Here is an 18,007-nt window from a genome sequence, read left to right as displayed (position 1 = left end):
CGTCCCCTTCCTTCATCCTCCTTTCCTTTCGTGCCTCCTCCCTTTTCTCCATACTCCCTTTTTCCCTTCCTCCTTTTCCCTTATCTTTGCGACTTATTTCAAGGATATGAGGCAATTAGGCGTTCTTAGGAGCTCAGAAAATGTCAATATCCTCAAAAACAAATTATCATACAATTTTTACCATGTCAAAAAAAATCCAATCCGTGCTTATTTCTGTGTATTATAAGGACGGACTTGAACCACTGGTACGGCTATTACATCAAAACGATGTGAAGATTTATTCAACAGGAGGAACACAAACCTTTATTGAAAATCTGGGAGTACCCGTGATTGCTGCTGAGGAACTTACAGGTTATCCTTCCATTTTTGGAGGACGAGTGAAAACCCTTCACCCGGCTATTATGGGAGGTATTTTGTTCCGTCGTGATGATGAAGGTGATGTTGCTCAGGCGGAGCAGTATAACATTCCTGCTATTGACATGGTAGTTGTTGATCTATATCCATTCGAAGAAACGGTTGCTTCCGGAGCTTCTGAGGAAGATATTATAGAAAAAATTGACATCGGCGGAATTTCCCTGATCAGAGCAACTGCGAAGAATTTTAAAGATACTTTGATCGTTTCTTCCCGCAGCCAGTATTCGGCTGTAGTTGATTTACTGGCGGCCAAAGAAGGCGCAACGGATCTGGAAGATCGTCGTGCGTATGCTGGACAAGCTTTTGCGGTTTCGTCTCACTACGATGGTGCCATCAACAGCTTCTTCGTATCGCGTCAGGATCCGGCTTTATATGGTTTCACCAGCTTGCCTTCACAAACTTTGCGTTATGGAGAAAACCCACATCAAAGCGCAACTTACTTTGGAGATCTGGAAGCTATTTTTGACAAGTTGCATGGTAAGGAGTTATCATATAATAACCTCGTTGACGTTGATGCTTGTGTAAACCTGATCGACGAATTCGAAGGAGGTAATCCAACATTCGCAATTATTAAGCATACCAATGCTTGCGGAATCGCGACCGCAGATACTGCAAAAGCTGCATATGACAACGCACTGGCCTGCGACCCTGTTTCTGCATTCGGCGGCGTGGTAATTACAAACACAAAAGTCGATCTGGCAACGGCAGAGGAATTGAATAAATTGTTCATGGAAATTCTGATCGCGCCTGCATATGAGGATGATGCTTTGGCGTTGTTGAAATCCAAGAAAAACAGAATATTATTGAAACGGAATCCGGTGGCTCTTCCGGGAATTATGTTCAAGACTATATTGAACGGCGTGCTGGTTCAGGATAAAGATCTGGCGACGGAAACTGCTGGTCAATTCACAACGGTAACCGAAAAAGCACCGACCGCCGACGAAGTAAAGGCGTTGGAGTTTGCATTGAAAGTTTGCAAGCATACCAAATCAAACACGATTGTATTGGCGAAAGAAAACCAGTTGCTTGCGAGCGGGACGGGTCAAACCTCTCGTGTAGACGCCCTTCGTCAGGCGATTGAGAAAGCAAAGGCATTTGGATTTGATCTGAACGGCGCGGTTATGGCATCCGACGCATTCTTCCCATTTGCTGACTGTGTCGAAATTGCACATCTGGCAGGTATCACCGCTGTTGTTCAACCAGGAGGATCGATTAGAGACAAGGATTCAACAGAATACTGCAACGCAAACGGAGTTGCCATGGTAACAACCGGTGTAAGACATTTCAAACACTAATAAAAGCATATAGGTTCTCAGTAAGCCCATTGGTCGCGCTAGAACTAATAGCTAAAAGCTAATAGCTCCCTCCCTGTACAACGTTTTTGGTAACGACTAAAAGTTTTATCAAATTCGTGGTTCAGGGAAATTTTTTATCAGTTGAATACGGCCAGTAACATAGAGGGGAAAATTGCCCAAACAGTCAAATTTCTGGCAGTCGGTTTCGCGGTCCTATTTATCAGCGTTTCATTTCTATATCCCCAGGTTTTTTACTGCGAAACCATTGGACTTTCGGATTTTAAGAAGATTCAGCCAAATATCTTCGTTAGTGCCAATCTCAAGCCTAAAACTTACAAACAGTCTCAAGATGTAGTTCGGGCAGCAATAGCCCGAATTGATTCATTCTATAACGGTCATCAGTCGCAGCCGATTATAATTGTTTGCTCGAACAATGAGCAATATAGAAAGTACTGTAACAGCACCGAAGGAGCGGGCTGTAGCCTGGGTACGCCCTGGGGGAATTCATATGTGATCGTTAGTAGTCAGGCATTGAATGTGGATGTGGTGAGTCATGAAATGAGCCATGTCGAGCTCTTGGCGCAGCTAGGTTGGTGGAAAACACTGATTCAGATTCCGCAATGGTTTAATGAGGGCCTCGCGCTGATGCTGGACAAACGCTTTGTTGCTGCCGAGAATCCGGTTGAGAGGTATATCAGTTATCGAAATGAATGGCGATACTATGCCCGAAGAGAAGGAAGAATGCTGCGTTTGGAGAATATAGAATCGTTCAAAGGCTTTTTTACTGGTACCGACCGCGATGTCATGTATGCGTATATGAGTTCAGGTATGGAAGTTTCCTATTGGCTTGCGCGTTCAGGCAGGAAGGGTTTTCAGACCTTTTTGACTGATATGAAAGGTGGCGCCACATTTTCACGGGCATATGGAAAGGGTATTTCGGAAATTGGCGACTCGACCAACGCATTGCTGCCTCTCAACCCGTTTCATATTAAAAATGAGAGGGAAAATAAGCATTAGGGAGTATTTTAATTGCTGATTGTTACTTTGAGTATTAAATTTTGTGGTATTGGTGCATTGTACAATATTATCACTTGCACTATTTTCTGAAATTAATGTACCTTTCGGATTGAACCTCAATGTATGTATCCATTATACTCTTATACCTTCTGAAATGCAACAATTACAAACTCTGGATTATGTAGTTTTCTTCTTTTACTTCATTATGGTGTCCGGCTATGGCTACTGGATTTATCAACGAAAGAAATCAAACGTCGAATCAACTAAGGACTTTTTCCTTGCAGAAGGTTCATTGACCTGGTGGGCCATCGGTGCTTCACTGATCGCCTCCAATATTTCAGCAGAACAGTTTATCGGTATGTCGGGTAATGGCTTCTCCATGGGTTTGGCGATTTCTACATATGAATGGATGGCCGCGGCGACGCTGATTATTGTGGCTATGTTCTTCATGCCGATCTACCTTAAAAACAAGATCTGGACCATGCCGCAATTCCTTACCCAGCGCTACAACAAGCAGGTAAGTTTGATTATGGCAGTATTCTGGCTTGGATTGTATATCATGGTAAACCTCACTTCCATCTTGTATTTGGGAGCGTTAGCGGTATCGGGTATTTCAGGGCTTAATTTTTGGTTTTGTATGTGGGCTTTGGCCATTTTCGCAATCATTATTACGATTGGCGGTATGAAGGTTATTGGGTTTACAGACGTTATTCAGGTTTTCTTTCTTATAGTAGGTGGTTTGGCAACCTCATATCTGGCGCTTAACCTGGTGGCCGGAGAATCCATGATTACTTTTAATGGTATGCTGGATGGCTTCCATCAGATGAGGGCAAATCATGATGATCACTTCCATATGATTTTCAGCAAGGGGAGTACCTTCTATTCTCAGCTTCCTGGTCTGACAGTTCTGTTCGGGGGGATGTGGATTGTAAATTTGAACTACTGGGGTTGTAATCAATATATTACCCAACGTGCACTTGGTGCGGATTTGCCGACCGCCAGAAAAGGATTACTTTTTGCGGCCTCTCTTAAACTGTTAATGCCGGCTTTGGTTGTAATCCCTGGTATTGCTGCATATGCATTGTATAGTAAGGGTCTGTTTGTCAATGAATTGACGGAAAATGGAGAGATAGTTGCAGACAAAGCATATCCTGTTTTACTGGGTCTGTTGCCAGTGGGTCTGAAAGGACTTTCATTTGCTGCGTTGACAGCAGCGGTTGTGGCTTCCTTAGCTGGTAAAGCCAATTCAATTTCTACGATTTTTACATTAGATATATTCAAGGAGTATTTCGGCAAAAACAAGTCTGAGGAACAATTAGTGAAAATCGGACGGATTGTAATCGTTGTTTCCATGCTGCTTGCCATCGTCATTTCTCCTTATATGGGTATTGACAAAAAAGGTGGGTTCCAGTTTATTCAGGAAATGACCGGTTTGGTATCTCCTGGGGTATTCTCAGCCTTTATCATGGGCTTCTTCTGGAAAAGAACAAATTCAGCAGGTGCGTTTTTTGCAATCGTGGGTGGATTTATCATTGCTTTGGGCATGCACAACAACTGGCCACCGTTCTCATTCATTACCGACTGGACTCAAGTGCCGTTTCTTGACAGAATGGGCTGGGTATTCCTGATTTGTATTTCAGTGATGTTTGTTTTGGGCTTGGTGCTGCCTGACGAAAACAAAGGGTTGGAAATTGACGTCAAAATGTTCAAGGTCGATAAAGCCTTTGCCATTGGTGCGACCATCGTAATTCTGATTATAATATTTCTATACAGCTTTTTCTGGTAGGAAAAGGCTCAACCTCAACATTCGAGAGTTGTAAAAGGCTGGAAGGTGAAACTTCCGGCCTTTTATCTTTAAAAGTGATGTTTACATAGGCGGAAACAACAAACGGCCGGATGTTCGAAAACTCCCGGCCGTTAAAATTGCCTTAATCAATGGTCTTTAAGCCACTTCCTCCTCAATGATCGTAATCTTCTGGATTTTGTCGCCCTGACGGATCAAATCGACAGTATCTACGCCTTCAATCACTTTACCAAAACAAGTATGGTTACGGTCAAGGTGAGCGGTGTTGTTACGGCTATGGCAGATAAAGAATTGAGAACCACCAGTATCACGACCTGCGTGAGCCATCGACAATACACCACGATCGTGATATTGTTTTACGCCGTTCAGCTCGCATTTAATTTTGTAACCAGGACCCCCACGGCCAGTTCCCGTAGGATCTCCACCCTGGATCATGAAATCAGGAATTACGCGATGGAATATCAAACCATCATAAAATCCTTTTTTCGAAAGGTCCACAAAGTTTTTCACCGCGATCGGAGCATCATCATCGTAAAATTCGATTAGCATGGTTCCTTTGTCCGTGATCATTTCTGCTTTTGTCATTTTCCTATATTGTATTGAGGTATATTAAAAAAAACAATATCCATAACCGAAGCTATGGATATTGAACAGCAAAGAAAAGCAATATGTTTCCCTTTCTTAACTATATAATGAATATTGATTTTGCTTTTTAAGAATCTCGTGGTTGTTTGTCCGAAACTTTCGCCAAAGCTTTGATCGCATTTTTCTTGTCGAGGTCGATTTTGGCCAATCGTTCAACGATATTGCCACTTCCCCATTCACGACTGCGTTCAGGGTTTGAAAACCACTCTTTAACTGCCACCAGTTTGTACAGATACTTATTCGTTTCGGGATTAAGCCTTAATCCGAAATAGTCATTTTCATTCTGGGCAGAAATTTTATTCTTAATATGCTGAGGGCCGGCGTTGTAAGCCGCCGCGACTAACGTCCATGATCCTAACTGACGGTGCAGTCTTTGAAGGTATCTGGCCGCTGCGTGGGTTGATTTTACAAGATGTTTACGTTCATCGGTCACATCATTCACTACCAGTCCAAGAGCTCTGGCTGTTGCTGGCATGAACTGCCAGTAGCCTCCCGCGCCTTTGTTCGACTTTACCTCGTCGCTCATGGCACTTTCTATTACGGGAATATATTTAAAATCGGCTGGTACTCCGTACTTTTTAAGAATGGGTTCAATGATTCGCATTCTTTTTTCAGTCCTTGTCATCAGCTTACGAAATGTCGGATTATCGTAATTTCTGATCGTGTTTTGATATCTTTTTGCAATACGAAGTTCCCTTACAGGGAATGCTTCGCCACAGAAGTCAATCTCGAGAAGATCCGAATTGATATGATTTTTAGGCGTCAATTCCTTCTTTTCGACCTTGGTGCCGCGTAAGGTATAGTTACCTACCATCGCTACAGCAAAGGTGATAAAGAGTATTCTTATCATGCAGTTCTTATTTGGTGAAACATAGTTTACAATGACATATTTTCAGTCATCCCAGTGGCAAAGATAACGACATTAGAACTAATAATGTTTCATTAAACCATAAAATGTTGATTATTAGGTATTTGTTGAATTTGTAATTAGGATTAATTTTAGATGACTTGATTTTGTGATTTTCAGCTTTTTAAGGGGATAATTGGCGAATACGCAAAGTGAGTAGAATTTTCGTTGGCGCTTTTAGTACTTTTCGGAACCTGAAAATTGGATCTTAAATATGAATATTCTGATAAATCAAAAAGGTCAAATATTATTATGATCTGATTATCAGATAGTTAACCAATTTTTGTCAAAGATATTATGTATTATTCTGTCAAACTACTACGTATTTTCAGTGACATTTGTTGTTTTCTCCTCTCGCCTTGTCATGATTAGTTGTAACTTGCAATAGGTAAAATGCACGTTTTTGTATGATTACAGTCTCTTTGGCGAAGACCAAAATTGAACAGTCAGTCCAGCCTCTGTCGTCCAGTAAAACGAAGCTGGAGTCGGCGGCAGGTTATGTGTTGGCAACTGATATTTTGGCACCGATATCTCTTCCGTCATTCAGGCAATCCTCGATGGATGGTTATGCCATCCAGCATAACGATATGCTGGAAAAAGGTACGGTGTTAAAGATCGTGGGCGAATCCAAAGCTGGCGTGAGCGACTCGCTGACTTTGTCAACGGGAGAAGCGATAAGGATTTTTACCGGGGCCGCAGTGCCGGATGGAGCGACCGCCGTCATTATGCAGGAGAATACGGAAAAGAAGGGAGATCAAATAAAAATTCTGGAATACCCTGTTTCTGTTGGAAAAAATGTTCGTGAAGTTGGTCACCAAATTCATAAAGGAGAGGTCGCTGTTCAGGCCGGGACGTTGATCACTCCAAGCGTTGCGGGGTACATTGCCGGATTTGGAATAACAGAAGTAGAGGTATATCAAAAACCAAAGGTTGCCATTTTAATTACCGGTGACGAACTGGTTCGCGACCAAACGGCTCTTTTGAAAGGTCAAGTCTACGAATCGAATTCGATTGCCTTAAAAACAGCTCTTGGCAAGGAAGGAATAGACGTAGTGAAAATTGGATATGCGGAAGATACGTTGGAGGGAGTGAAGGCAAAGTTAATAGAACTGGCGCTTGAGGCGGATATCATTTTGTCGTCCGGGGGGATTTCGGTCGGAGATTACGACTATGTGGAGAGAGCGATGAGTGAAACGGAAGTCGAGACCATTTTTTATAAAGTGAGGCAAAAACCTGGAAAACCTCTTTTTTTTGGAATGAAAGAAGGCAAATTGTTTTTCGCATTGCCTGGAAATCCGGCGTCGTCACTGGTTTGCTTCTACGAGTATGTGATACCTGCAATCCGAAAAATGTACGGAAGAAAGGATTTGTTTTTGCCTTCTTTCCGTTTACCGTTGAGTAACGATTATGCTTTTGACGGGGAAAGGGATGAGTTTGTGCGGGGATATGCGGACATGAATGAGGCAAAAACATTGGTGGGTCAGGAGTCATTCGCGTTGCGTTCATTCGCGATCGCCAATGCGTTGATATACCTGCCAGTAACGCAGTCTAAAGTTCGAAAAGGAGATTTGGTCGAAATTCATTTACTGCCATAAGTTGGCTCGATATTTTCGAAAAACATATTTAATATTATGACTATCAAGATTTTGTATTTTGGGGTGCTTGCAGAGATCGCTGGTAAATCCAATGAACAGCTGGAATGGGGTGATGGCAAAAATACAGACGATGTTAGAAAAATATTGTTCGAAAAATATCCCGGATTAAAAGAGAAAAAATTTAAACTGGCTGTTAACCAGCGAATTACAGATGGTCTTGCCGAAGTGCCAACGTCTGCGGATGTTGCGCTCCTGCCGCCTTTTGCAGGCGGTTAACGGCGCGGTTCAACTAATGAAACTCGAAGTTATATATGAGTAGCGGACATAAAAAGAAGAAGGTTTTTGTATCAGGTGCGATCAGCCCTCAATTTGTAGCTGATTCAATTGCGTCCCATCAATCGAAGACGAATGTAGGGGCTCATGCCATTTTTCTGGGACAAATACGCGCTGATGAAAAAGAAGGTGGCGTCGTGACAGGAATTGAATATTCTGCATATGAGGAAATGGCGGAGCAGGCTTTTCATGAAATCAGAGAAGCCACTTTTGCAAAATTTGATCTGATATGTATGCATCTATATCATAGCCTGGGCATTGTGCCGACGGGTGAGATCAGCCTGTTTGTCTTTGTATCATCAGCTCATAGACGAGCAGCCTTTGAGGCTTCTGAATATATTGTCGAAGAGATCAAAACCAAAGTCCCGATTTTCGGAAAAGAACTTGTTGGTGCGAAGGGAGAGTATGTTTGGAAGGAGAATGTGAAGTAGGCTTGCCTTTTAAGCTCAAGCTTATTCTGATACGTAGACATAAGGAAACTAAAAAAGATAAAGTTGCCCGGTTACAAAATTACAGCTGAGGTATTGAGTTTCAACACAGCGATCAATTCTTAATACCTCGGAAACTGATAGCTAACCGCTAAAAGCTAACACCTACAAATGGTTGACATAACACATAAATCAAATACACTAAGAATTGCAACGGCTCAGGCCAGAGTTTTAGTTAGTCGCCCGGAAACGATTGAGGCCATTAAGGATAAGAAGGTGCCAAAAGGGGATGTATTTGAAATGGCTAAGGCGGCTGGTTTTCTGGCGGTAAAGAAGACACCGGATCTATTACCCGATTGTCATCCGATACCCATTGAATATACCGGAATTGAATATAATATAGAAGGATTGGAGATTTATATCTATCTCACTGTCAAGACTATATACAAGACTGGCGTGGAGGTAGAAGCCATGCACGGCGCATCCGTTGTCGCACTGACTATGTACGATATGCTGAAACCGATTGACAAAGGAGTGGAGATATCCAACATCAAATTGCTGGAAAAACGTGGCGGTAAAAGCGACCGGAAACCTGTACCTTCTGAATTAAAAACTGCAGTTATTGTTTGTTCTGACTCAATTTTCAACGGAAAGGGAGAGGATAGATCGGGTAAAAAGATCATCGAAAAGCTGGACGGATTATCTGTAAAAACCGGTGAGTACAGCATTATCCCTGACGAGAAAAATATAATTCAGGAGAAAATTCTGGGATTATGCGATGCCGGATATCAAATGATTTTGATTACAGGTGGAACGGGTTTGTCGCGTCGTGATGTTACACCGGAAGCAGTGAGTGAAATATTGGACAGGGGAATTCCGGGAATAGGTGAGGCGGCGCGTCAATATGGTCAGGAAAGAACACCTTTATCTATGTTGTCACGTTCTGTAGCCGGGCTTATTGGTGACACATTGGTAATAGCCATGCCGGGTAGTACCAAAGGAGTTTCAGAGTATATGGATGCTTTGTTTCCACATGTTTTACATATATTTTCGGTTTTGGAAGGGGAGAGGCACTAAGGGCTTCGATAAGTTTCGCGGTCAGGTTTTATCGTGAGATTGTAAGGGACGCCAGTTAATCCAGTTGTAAAATTCAACAGTGTTTGCTGAACTTATTGCAATATTGAACTTAGTGTCTTCGTGACAAAGGAAATTCAGAATATGAAAAGCATATTATGTCGGCATTGATCAAAGATACATTTGGAAGAATTCACACTTATCTGCGGATATCGCTGACAGATAAGTGCAACCTCCGTTGTAGCTATTGTATGCCGCAGGAAGATATGCAGTTCATGCCTTCTCAGTTCCTGATGCAGGCCGACGAAATCGATTTCCTTGCCCGCACTTTTGTCAAAATGGGTGTCAACAAAATCAGGCTCACGGGAGGTGAACCGCTTGTGAGGAAAGATTTTGGAGATATACTCACTCGTTTAGAAAAGTTACCAACCGCACTTACCCTCACCACCAACGCAGTATTCATTGACCAATATATTGCTCAGTTAAAGGCCGCAGGTGTAAAGTCTTTGAATGTAAGTCTGGATACATTAAGCCCGCAGAAATTCAAAACGATTACAAAACGGGACCATTTTGAAAAGACGCTTTCCAATATCGAGCTTTTACTAGGACAGGGGTTTGTGGTGAAGTTGAACGTGGTGGTGATGAAGGGTTTGAATGAGAATGAGGTTAATAAATTTGTTAAGTTGACGTGTGATGAGCCGAATCTGCATGTTCGTTTTATAGAGTTTATGCCTTTCAACGGCAATCAATGGGAGTTGAGCAAGATTGTTTCTTACGACGAACTTCTTGCCAGTGTCTCCTCTGAATTTGAATATGATCGCCTTCCCGGCGAGTTCGAGGATACCGCCCACCGTTTTCAGGTAAAAGGTGCGAGAGGGACTTTTGGAATTATTGGTACAGTTACGCATCCCTTCTGCTCTGGTTGTAACCGGATACGGCTTACCGCGGACGGAAAGCTGAAAAACTGCCTTTTTGATACCTCTGAGGTAGATTTGCTTACTCCATTACGTCGGGGCGAAGATATCGTTCCACTTATCTATAGTCATTTTGAAAAGAAGCATGCGATGTACGGCGGTCATGCGCAATTCTCTGACAAGAATGCCAAAATCGAGTATGAAAGCAATCGAAAAATGATCGCTATAGGGGGGTAATACCTTCTATCATTTCTTCTAACCACTCATCCTTTTCATGCAACATTCGGGCTTTCGAAAGCTTCATTGGTGAAATTAATATTTCACCCAAGCCAGTTTAGCTATGAAAAAGTTATTGAAAAACTCAATCTCCGGAATGTTGCTTACCGCCTCCGTATCCTTCCTTGCCCCTGCAGATGCCATGATCGTTGGACCCAAAAAAGAATGCAAAAATAATCGTTGCACCACTTTCGCAGTTGGCATGTACCAGATCAGAAATACGATGTCAATGAACCTGCTGATGGAGAAGGAAAGAGGAGAGAAATTAAATGTGGTATTGCTGGACAGCCAAGGTCATGTTCTGTACAAAGAATATGTCAATAGAAGCTATGAAAAATATGGCAGAAAACTCAATTTCGAGGAATTGGGTGATGGGGATTATACTCTGGAGATATCAAACGATGACGAAAAGGTAACAAAGAATGTGGAAGTGAGAACAAACAAGATCATTGAAATAGAGCCGACCACAATTGCACAAGTAAATTGAAATAAACGACGTTACGGATCATTGCCTCGGTGACCGTAACGTCGTTTTACCTATTTGTCGGTTCAGGCCTCGGAGTCAACTCGCCTGATATCATCTGATAAAAGATTCTTCCCCAAATCAGTATGCATGGTACCGCCTTAACCACATATGGCTTAAACCATTCCTCTCGCACGTATCCAGGAAAGACATCTGTTGCGGCAAGTCCCGTGAAAATAAACGCCAGGACAAATAACACCAGATTGATTCTGGAAGGATACAATGAAAAATACCATATCGAAATTCCCGTCAACGCAACAATAAAAGTAGGCGATTCTGCACGGTGATTAAATATCACCACCCAGATCAATACAGAAGCCAGAAGTAAAATTCTGAACTCATATTGATGGTAAAACTTTTGCCGGATTAGAGTCAGACAGAATAAGACCACGCCGAAAAAAGCCACCAAGGGTTTATTGATGTTCAGTCCGAACCAGCTTTTCAGCCAACCCATGACCGAAAAGCCATCCGAAATGGAATGGTCGTCTTCGAGTAACCTTCCCCAGCTTTCATATAGAAATACGAGTTGCGAGAAGTCAACGGCAATGAGTGGGAGGAAGAGCAGGACACAACACCAGGCGGCAGAGGTATATGCGAGCTTAAGTTTGTTAGGGTAAAGCAAAAAGAGAGCAAAGGCAACAATTCCGAATAGCTTTATAAAGACTGAGAGCATAATACAAAGTGTGGCCAGCCAATACTTTCCTCTTTCCAAAAAACAAAAACCGAAGATAATCAGGCCTGTCAACAACGCATTGCTTTGTTCGTTCTGAATGGAAGTTAACATCTCATATGTGACGGCCAGAAGTATAAAACCTTTTGTCCTGAGATCGCCTCTTGGAAGAAAATAAATGGCCTGGAAGAGAACCAAAACGTTAAGCAGGTTCCAAAGCGTTAAGCCCGCCAGATCAGGCAACCTGGCCAGTAAGCCAAAAATCAATGCAAAGAAAGGACTGTATTTGTATAAGTCCGCCTGTTCTTTAGGAAAGTATTGATACAGGTCCTTATTTTCAACGAGATGAAAGTGGGATTGTTTGAAGATGACGTAGTTGTTGTAGCTGGTATAAAGCTTGCCGCCGGGTGTGAAGGTTTTGTGTGATCTGTAATATGACTGAAAACTTGCGAAGACGGCCAGAAATATGAATATCATTAAAAGAGCCTGTCGGGTGGCGAGTCGGTTGATCAGTTTTTGAAACAAAATTTTAGCTTTGAGGTGATTTACCCTCAAAATACTAAATTCTGCACGAATTTGCTGAAAATCAAGTTATTAAACTCCTCGCTCCAAAAGTTGATTTACAAAAAAAACTGAGGCGGTTAGTCCGAGCTGGTGTTGATATCATTTCCTAAGTTGAACTATTTGGTATATCCCATCGCTTTCAGCCAACCTTCCATAGCCAACGGCCAGCCAGCCAGTGAGCCTTTACCCTCTGTCCTTAGTCCATAACCATGGCCGCCGAGTGGATATGCGTGCAATTCGGCTGGTATTTTTAACTTGTTCAATGCCATTGCATATCGGAAACTGTTTTCGATCGGAACACCACCATCATTCATGCTATGCACCAGAAATGCAGGTGGAGTTTTGTCGCTCACCTGAAGTTCGTTGGAATAATATTTAATCAACTCATCGCTTTTTTCAGCACCCAAAAGATTGTCACGCGAGCCGCCGTGCGCTATATCCGACATAAAAGAGATCACAGGATACAGTAATATCGAAAAGTTGGGTTTGGATGATTCACTCGCTTTTGGGCCCATATTATAATGAGTTGATAGAGTGGCAGCAAGGTGTCCGCCGGCAGAAAAGCCCATTACTCCAATTTTATCTGTATTGATATTCCATTTCGAAGCACTTTCCCTGATCAGTTTCATCGCCTGCATAGCGTCCATAAGGGGTACTTCGTGCTGGTGTGTCATGCCTTTGGGATTGGGAAGGCGGTATTTTAAAACAAAAGCAGATATACCTCTTTCATTAAACCATTTGGCTAAATCACTACCTTCGTGCGAAGCTGCCAAAATTCCGTAACCACCTCCAGGGCATATCAAAACCGCAGCTCCCGAAGCTTTTTCTTTTGGGACGATATAGGTATCCATCGACGGGATCGTCACTCCACTTATTCTCAGGATCCCATCAGCTCCGGTTTCGGACTTCTCCTGAATTGTATTTTCAACATAGTTTGGAATTTGACCTTTTGGCCAAAGTTGAATGGTTTCCACCTGAGCCATTAATGTTTGTTTCGAGAGGATAATGAATGCAGTTGCAAAAAGATAGCGGGCTATTTTCATACGTTTTAGTTTTTAAAGAAAAGACCTCCGAGCACAAAAACTACCTGGAGAACTTCGCCTTTCGTGCTAACTTCGATTTGCAATCGAAGTTGCGTAGTGCAGCGTTTTTAACGCGTTTTAATAACAATAAACCTAAAAAAGTATACTTGCCCAACCTTCGCGTTTCAAACGCTGAAGCATTCGAAACCGACGGTTCGCCGCTGCGATTTAAATCGGTTTCAGCCGCCGCCCGCTAACTTCGATTTGTAATCGAAGTTACATAGTACAGCGTTTTTAACGCGTTTTAATATCAATAAACCTAAAAAAGTACACCTGCGCCAACCTTCGCGTTTCAAACGCTAAACCATTCGAAACCGACGGTTCGACGCTGCGATTTCAAATCGCTTTCAGCCGCCCGCTAACTTCGATTTGTAATCGAAGTTGCATAGTGCAGCGTTTTTAACGCGTTTTAATATCAATAAACCTCAAAAAGTATACTTGCCCAACCTTCGCGTTTCAAACGCTGAACCATTCGAAACCGACGGTTCGACGCTGCGATTTCAAATCGCTTTCAGCCAGAGCCACTCCTATAGCTTACCGCCATCGTTACTTTTTCGCCGGATTGATCATTATATGTGCTCTGTGAGTTCCCGGATCCATAATCCATGGCATACCCGGTACGTCCGGTTTCAGCGGCAAGCCTGTACTTTCGGAGGTTGCGTAAGGGATATATACCACATAGCGCAGATAACCATCTTTTAAGGCTCCGGTTTGAATATCATAATTTTCGTCCGTGCCTGATAGTGCAAATAGCGTCGCCGGCTTTTCAGGCATTTTCAAAGTACCGGCTTTTACTTCCTTTTCACGAATATCAAATATTTCTTTTGGGTTCTTTCCTTCTTTTGCCAGCTGCCTGCCTTTTTCCATAAATGGTTCAAGACTTGCATGATAACAAGAAACGTTAATTCCTTCCTTTTTTAGGTCATCTGCTATGCATACAATATCATTGGAGCCACTTCTCAGGACGACAAAATTGCCATCAGCGCCAAATCCATACACTTTTGCTCCTTCTCTTTTATCTTCCGGGGCAGCAAGAACGGCGGTTTTGATCTGAATATCGGGGGTAGGAGTTATAGACTGAGCATAACCTGCAAGCGACATAAGTACCCCTGCGGTCATAAAAAATATCTGTTTCATAGTAGTATTTGATAAGGTGTAACGGCTTATTGTGTATAAAAATAAGAAACTTCTGTGCAGTTAAGAGGAACATCCTGCAAGTATTTACCATACCATGACTAGAAAGAATTTAATTTGGGGCTCACTTTCGCTGATGGTGTCCTCGGGTCTTTTGCTGGCCAGTTACCAAAGAACAAATCCGAGTACGATTGTCAGTTCAGAACTCGACAGTTTGTACAGCCAGCTTACTGATGCTCAAAAACGTTCTCCTAAATATGCCGTCGCCGGTCTCAACGTGGCGGAGGGTTTGGAAGCAAGTTTGTTTGCCGCTGAACCGACGCTGGTAAACCCGACCAATATCGACGTCGACCATCTGGGACGTGTTTGGGTCTGTGAGGCGTATAACTATCGTCCCGGAATTAATGGCAATCCAACCCATGCCAAAGGGGATCGAATTCTTATTCTGGAAGATACGAACGGGGATGGCAAATCGGATAAATCCACAGTATTCTATCAAGGGCCTGAAATCAACTCACCTTTGGGTATATGGGTTATGGGCAACAAGGTTATCGTTTCTCAAAGTCCATATGTGTGGCAATTCACCGATTCAAATGGCGACGGAAAAGCAGACAAGAAAGAAGTGATCTTTGAGGGGATAGGCGGAGAGCAGCATGACCACGGGATGCACTCTTTTGTTTTCGGGCCAGACGGAAAGCTCTATTTTAACTTTGGTAACGAGGGTGGCCATCTCCTTGATGGCAAAGGAAATCCTGTGGTTGGAAAAGATGGTAAAGCAATTGACTTCAAGAAGTTGAAACAGGGAATGGTATTCCGTTGCGATCCTGATTTTACGAATCTGGAGGTTTTGGGCAATAATTTCAGAAATAACTACGAAGTTGCCGTGGACAGTTACGGAACGATGTGGCAGTCTGATAATGACGACGATGGTAACAAGGGCGTGAGAATCAACTACGTAATGCCATATGGTAATTACGGATATACTGATGAAATGACTGGAGCAGGCTGGCGCGCGAGCCGGACCAATATGGAAGATTCTATTCCTTTCAGACACTGGCATTTGAACGATCCGGGGGTGATTCCGAATCTATTACAAACCGGCGCAGGGTCACCGACGGGTATGGTGGTGTATGAGGGAAGACTTTTACCAAAAATATATTGGGATCAGATGATCCACTGTGATGCAGGTCCGAACGTTGTAAGAGCATATCCGACTACAAAAGCAGGAGCAGGATATACTGCAACAATTGCCAATATAGTGGAAGGGAAACGTGATCAATGGTTCAGACCTTCCGATGTTTGCGTGGCTCCGGACGGTTCATTAATCGTATCGGACTGGTATGATCCCGGCGTTGGAGGCCACCAGGCAGGTGATCAGGCGAGGGGCAGGTTATATAGAATTGCTCCGGCAAATACGCCATATCGGGTTCCAAAGGCAAATTTTGGAACTGCTTCGGGTGCGGTGGAAGCATTACAAAGTCCGAATCTTTCTGTAAGATATCTTGCCTGGACGTCGCTATCAAAAATGGGCGATGCCGCAACTGCTGATTTGGCGAAACTTTTCAACGACAAAAATGCAAATCCAAGGATGCGGGCACGGGTGCTTTGGCTTTTGTCGAAACGCGCCTCTGGTAAAAAATACATCGATCAGGGATTGAAAGATAATAATGCAGATATCCGCATCGCGGCATTGAGAGCTTCTTCCGAGTCTCAACCAAGTCTGGTAATTGGTTCTATTAAACAATTGGTAAACGATTCGGACCCACAGGTTCGCAGAGAGTGCGCGGTTCTTTTGCATTGGAATAAATCACCTGAAACCCCTGAATTATGGGCGCAGCTTGCCAGTCAATATGATGGAAAAGATCGCTGGTATCTCGAAGCGCTGGGTATTGGTGCTGATGGACAATGGGATGCTTGTTTCAAGGCTTGGATGACAAAAACCGGCGGAAACCCGGTGGCGAACCAAGCTGGAAAAGATATAGTTTGGAGGTCCAGAGGAGAAGAGTCGATCCCATTATTGGCATCCCTGGCATCAGATCCAAGCGTTGATCTGAAAAGTCGGTTAAGATATTTCAGGGCCTTCGACTTTAATCCATATGCTCAGGAAAAATCGAAAGCCTTGCTGGCAATGATGAAAGGCAACACAGCGGATCAGACCAAAGTAAATGAATTGGTACTCAAACATTTAGATCCTTCCTTTGTGAAAAGCAGCCCGGAAGCAATGGCTGAAGTAAAAAAACTGATGGATGCTACATATGGTACGCGCCAGTATATGGAATTGGTAGCGAGATATGAGATTTCTTCGGAAAATAACCGGTTATTGGATTTGGCTTTGGCCGGGAACCAGTTTAGCGGCGCGGCAGGACAACAACTTTTGAAACAGCGCGGCTCGTCGTTGTTGTGGACTGCGATCAACGATAAGGATCAGGAGAAAGCAAAAGCGGCCGTGTTATCAATCAAAGGTGCAGGTAGTACCGAGTCGCTGGCCATGTTGGAAATGGCTGCTTTGGATGCCAAATATCCAACCGAACTTCGGGCGTTGGCAGCCAAGTCGATGGGCGGGACGATGAAGGGTGAAGACCGCGTGTTGATTTTGTTGAAGGAAGGGAAGTTTACAGGAGATGTGAAAACGGCTGCAGTTCAGGGTTTGGCAGGTGCATGGCGAAAGGCAGTAAAAACCGAAGCCGCCACCTACCTGAACGGAGCAACGGCTTCGACCAAAAAACATCCTGAGTTAAAAGAATTGCTGACGATGAAAGGAAATGCTGTCAAGGGCAAGGAAATATTCGCAATGTACTGCACCGTTTGTCACCAGGTAAACGGTCAGGGTATGGATTTTGGTCCTAAATTATCAGAGATCGGGAGCAAACTTCCAAAAGAAGGTCAATATGCAGCTATATTCACGCCGAGTGCTGGTATCAGTTTTGGATACGAAGGCTGGGAGGTAAATTTCAAAGATGGCTCGTCTGTCACAGGTATTGTTGCAAGCAAAACCGAAACCGATTTGATCATGAAATTCCCCGGTGGTTCAGTTCAGGAATATAAAATGTCGCAAGTAAAGTCCATGAAGGAGCTAACTGATTCAATGATGCCGGCTGGCTTGCAGGATGCGATGTCTACCGAAGAACTTGTAAACCTCGTTGAGTATTTGGGCAGTTTGAAAAAGAAATAGAATGTAATTAAAAGGTATATTCCGGGTATATCAATCAGTTTTAAGATTGGTATACCCGGTTTTATTTTAAGACTTATCAAATCCGGAATCGAATAAATTAGTTTGGCATATGGCTTTTGACGGCACTTAGGTGCTATTCGAGCAACCAATGACTTCGAGT

The 18,007-nt window shown here is 43.2% G+C and carries 15 protein-coding genes; 10 read left to right on the top strand and 5 right to left on the bottom strand.

The window, feature by feature from the left end; translation table 11 throughout:
• Positions 1–182: 182 nt before the first annotated feature.
• From purH to AC1XUD_RS17095, 3 genes are all read left to right on the top strand, one after another.
• Positions 183–1,709: a bifunctional phosphoribosylaminoimidazolecarboxamide formyltransferase/IMP cyclohydrolase gene (purH, locus tag AC1XUD_RS17105; protein ID WP_483362253.1), complete on the top strand. Its 1,527-nt coding sequence runs from the start codon at positions 183–185 to the stop codon at positions 1,707–1,709.
• Positions 1,710–1,850: 141 nt separating this feature from the next.
• A complete protein-coding gene (locus AC1XUD_RS17100; RefSeq protein ID WP_483362252.1) occupies positions 1,851–2,726 on the top strand; it encodes a hypothetical protein in 876 nt (291 codons plus the stop codon).
• Positions 2,727–2,880: 154 nt separating this feature from the next.
• Complete coding sequence (locus AC1XUD_RS17095) at positions 2,881–4,512, top strand: sodium:solute symporter family transporter (RefSeq protein WP_483362251.1); 1,632 nt, start codon at positions 2,881–2,883, stop codon at positions 4,510–4,512.
• A 156-nt stretch (positions 4,513–4,668) separates the two neighbouring features.
• Here AC1XUD_RS17095 and AC1XUD_RS17090 read toward each other — a convergent pair whose 3' ends face one another.
• Positions 4,669–5,115 (bottom strand): peptidylprolyl isomerase, encoded by a 447-nt coding sequence (locus AC1XUD_RS17090; RefSeq protein ID WP_483362250.1) that lies wholly within the window; start codon positions 5,113–5,115, stop codon positions 4,669–4,671.
• Between the two features lie 127 nt (positions 5,116–5,242).
• A complete protein-coding gene (locus tag AC1XUD_RS17085; protein ID WP_483362249.1) occupies positions 5,243–6,025 on the bottom strand; it encodes a lytic transglycosylase domain-containing protein in 783 nt (260 codons plus the stop codon).
• A gap of 464 nt (positions 6,026–6,489) precedes the next feature.
• On the opposite strand from AC1XUD_RS17085, the gene AC1XUD_RS17080 reads away from it, so the two are divergent.
• The 6 genes from AC1XUD_RS17080 to AC1XUD_RS17055 all read left to right on the top strand — a co-directional run bounded on the left by AC1XUD_RS17080 (position 6,490) and on the right by AC1XUD_RS17055 (position 11,189).
• Positions 6,490–7,677, top strand: a complete 1,188-nt coding sequence (locus tag AC1XUD_RS17080; protein ID WP_483362248.1) for a molybdopterin molybdotransferase MoeA — start codon at positions 6,490–6,492, stop codon at positions 7,675–7,677.
• A gap of 36 nt (positions 7,678–7,713) precedes the next feature.
• Complete coding sequence (locus AC1XUD_RS17075; RefSeq protein WP_483362247.1) at positions 7,714–7,953, top strand: MoaD/ThiS family protein; 240 nt, start codon at positions 7,714–7,716, stop codon at positions 7,951–7,953.
• Between the two features lie 35 nt (positions 7,954–7,988).
• Positions 7,989–8,441 carry a molybdenum cofactor biosynthesis protein MoaE gene (locus AC1XUD_RS17070; protein ID WP_483362246.1) on the top strand — a complete coding sequence of 151 codons (453 nt, stop codon included), beginning with the start codon at positions 7,989–7,991 and terminating at the stop codon, positions 8,439–8,441.
• Between the two features lie 168 nt (positions 8,442–8,609).
• Positions 8,610–9,515, top strand: coding sequence for a bifunctional molybdenum cofactor biosynthesis protein MoaC/MoaB (gene moaCB / locus AC1XUD_RS17065; protein WP_483362245.1), 906 nt, complete (start codon positions 8,610–8,612; stop codon positions 9,513–9,515).
• A 155-nt stretch (positions 9,516–9,670) separates the two neighbouring features.
• Entirely contained in the window at positions 9,671–10,663 is a 993-nt protein-coding gene (gene moaA / locus AC1XUD_RS17060) for a GTP 3',8-cyclase MoaA (protein ID WP_483362244.1), read from the top strand.
• A gap of 103 nt (positions 10,664–10,766) precedes the next feature.
• Positions 10,767–11,189 carry a hypothetical protein gene (locus AC1XUD_RS17055; protein ID WP_483362243.1) on the top strand — a complete coding sequence of 141 codons (423 nt, stop codon included), beginning with the start codon at positions 10,767–10,769 and terminating at the stop codon, positions 11,187–11,189.
• 46 nt (positions 11,190–11,235) lie between these two features.
• On the opposite strand, the gene AC1XUD_RS17050 is transcribed toward AC1XUD_RS17055, so the two are convergent.
• The 3 genes from AC1XUD_RS17050 to AC1XUD_RS17040 all read right to left on the bottom strand — a co-directional run bounded on the left by AC1XUD_RS17050 (position 11,236) and on the right by AC1XUD_RS17040 (position 14,678).
• A complete protein-coding gene (locus AC1XUD_RS17050) occupies positions 11,236–12,372 on the bottom strand; it encodes a glycosyltransferase family 87 protein (RefSeq protein WP_483362242.1) in 1,137 nt (378 codons plus the stop codon).
• Positions 12,373–12,575: 203 nt separating this feature from the next.
• A complete protein-coding gene (locus AC1XUD_RS17045; RefSeq protein ID WP_483362241.1) occupies positions 12,576–13,502 on the bottom strand; it encodes an alpha/beta hydrolase in 927 nt (308 codons plus the stop codon).
• Positions 13,503–14,087: 585 nt separating this feature from the next.
• Positions 14,088–14,678 carry a hypothetical protein gene (locus tag AC1XUD_RS17040; protein WP_483362240.1) on the bottom strand — a complete coding sequence of 197 codons (591 nt, stop codon included), beginning with the start codon at positions 14,676–14,678 and terminating at the stop codon, positions 14,088–14,090.
• Between the two features lie 94 nt (positions 14,679–14,772).
• On the opposite strand from AC1XUD_RS17040, the gene AC1XUD_RS17035 reads away from it, so the two are divergent.
• Positions 14,773–17,847 (top strand): PVC-type heme-binding CxxCH protein, encoded by a 3,075-nt coding sequence (locus AC1XUD_RS17035; RefSeq protein ID WP_483362239.1) that lies wholly within the window; start codon positions 14,773–14,775, stop codon positions 17,845–17,847.
• Positions 17,848–18,007: the final 160 nt, after the last annotated feature.

The sequence above is a fragment of the Dyadobacter sp. HNCC25DJ184 genome, from assembly GCF_056895215.1.
This window is presented reverse-complemented; position numbering and strand designations above follow the sequence as displayed.

What these genes read in the sequence shown, in the direction of transcription:
- AC1XUD_RS17050 (WP_483362242.1), bottom strand. Translation starts at nt 12,372, where the DNA reads ATGATATTCATATTTCTGGCCGTCTTCGCAAGTTTTCAGTCATATTAC.
- AC1XUD_RS17045 (WP_483362241.1), bottom strand. Translation starts at nt 13,502, where the DNA reads ATGAAAATAGCCCGCTATCTTTTTGCAACTGCATTCATTATCCTCTCG.
- moaA (WP_483362244.1), top strand. Translation starts at nt 9,671, where the DNA reads ATGTCGGCATTGATCAAAGATACATTTGGAAGAATTCACACTTATCTG.
- AC1XUD_RS17075 (WP_483362247.1), top strand. Translation starts at nt 7,714, where the DNA reads ATGACTATCAAGATTTTGTATTTTGGGGTGCTTGCAGAGATCGCTGGT.
- AC1XUD_RS17090 (WP_483362250.1), bottom strand. Translation starts at nt 5,115, where the DNA reads ATGACAAAAGCAGAAATGATCACGGACAAAGGAACCATGCTAATCGAA.
- purH (WP_483362253.1), top strand. Translation starts at nt 183, where the DNA reads ATGTCAAAAAAAATCCAATCCGTGCTTATTTCTGTGTATTATAAGGAC.
- AC1XUD_RS17070 (WP_483362246.1), top strand. Translation starts at nt 7,989, where the DNA reads ATGAGTAGCGGACATAAAAAGAAGAAGGTTTTTGTATCAGGTGCGATC.
- moaCB (WP_483362245.1), top strand. Translation starts at nt 8,610, where the DNA reads ATGGTTGACATAACACATAAATCAAATACACTAAGAATTGCAACGGCT.
- AC1XUD_RS17080 (WP_483362248.1), top strand. Translation starts at nt 6,490, where the DNA reads ATGATTACAGTCTCTTTGGCGAAGACCAAAATTGAACAGTCAGTCCAG.
- AC1XUD_RS17040 (WP_483362240.1), bottom strand. Translation starts at nt 14,678, where the DNA reads ATGAAACAGATATTTTTTATGACCGCAGGGGTACTTATGTCGCTTGCA.
- AC1XUD_RS17035 (WP_483362239.1), top strand. Translation starts at nt 14,773, where the DNA reads ATGACTAGAAAGAATTTAATTTGGGGCTCACTTTCGCTGATGGTGTCC.
- AC1XUD_RS17055 (WP_483362243.1), top strand. Translation starts at nt 10,767, where the DNA reads ATGAAAAAGTTATTGAAAAACTCAATCTCCGGAATGTTGCTTACCGCC.
- AC1XUD_RS17095 (WP_483362251.1), top strand. Translation starts at nt 2,881, where the DNA reads ATGCAACAATTACAAACTCTGGATTATGTAGTTTTCTTCTTTTACTTC.
- AC1XUD_RS17085 (WP_483362249.1), bottom strand. Translation starts at nt 6,025, where the DNA reads ATGATAAGAATACTCTTTATCACCTTTGCTGTAGCGATGGTAGGTAAC.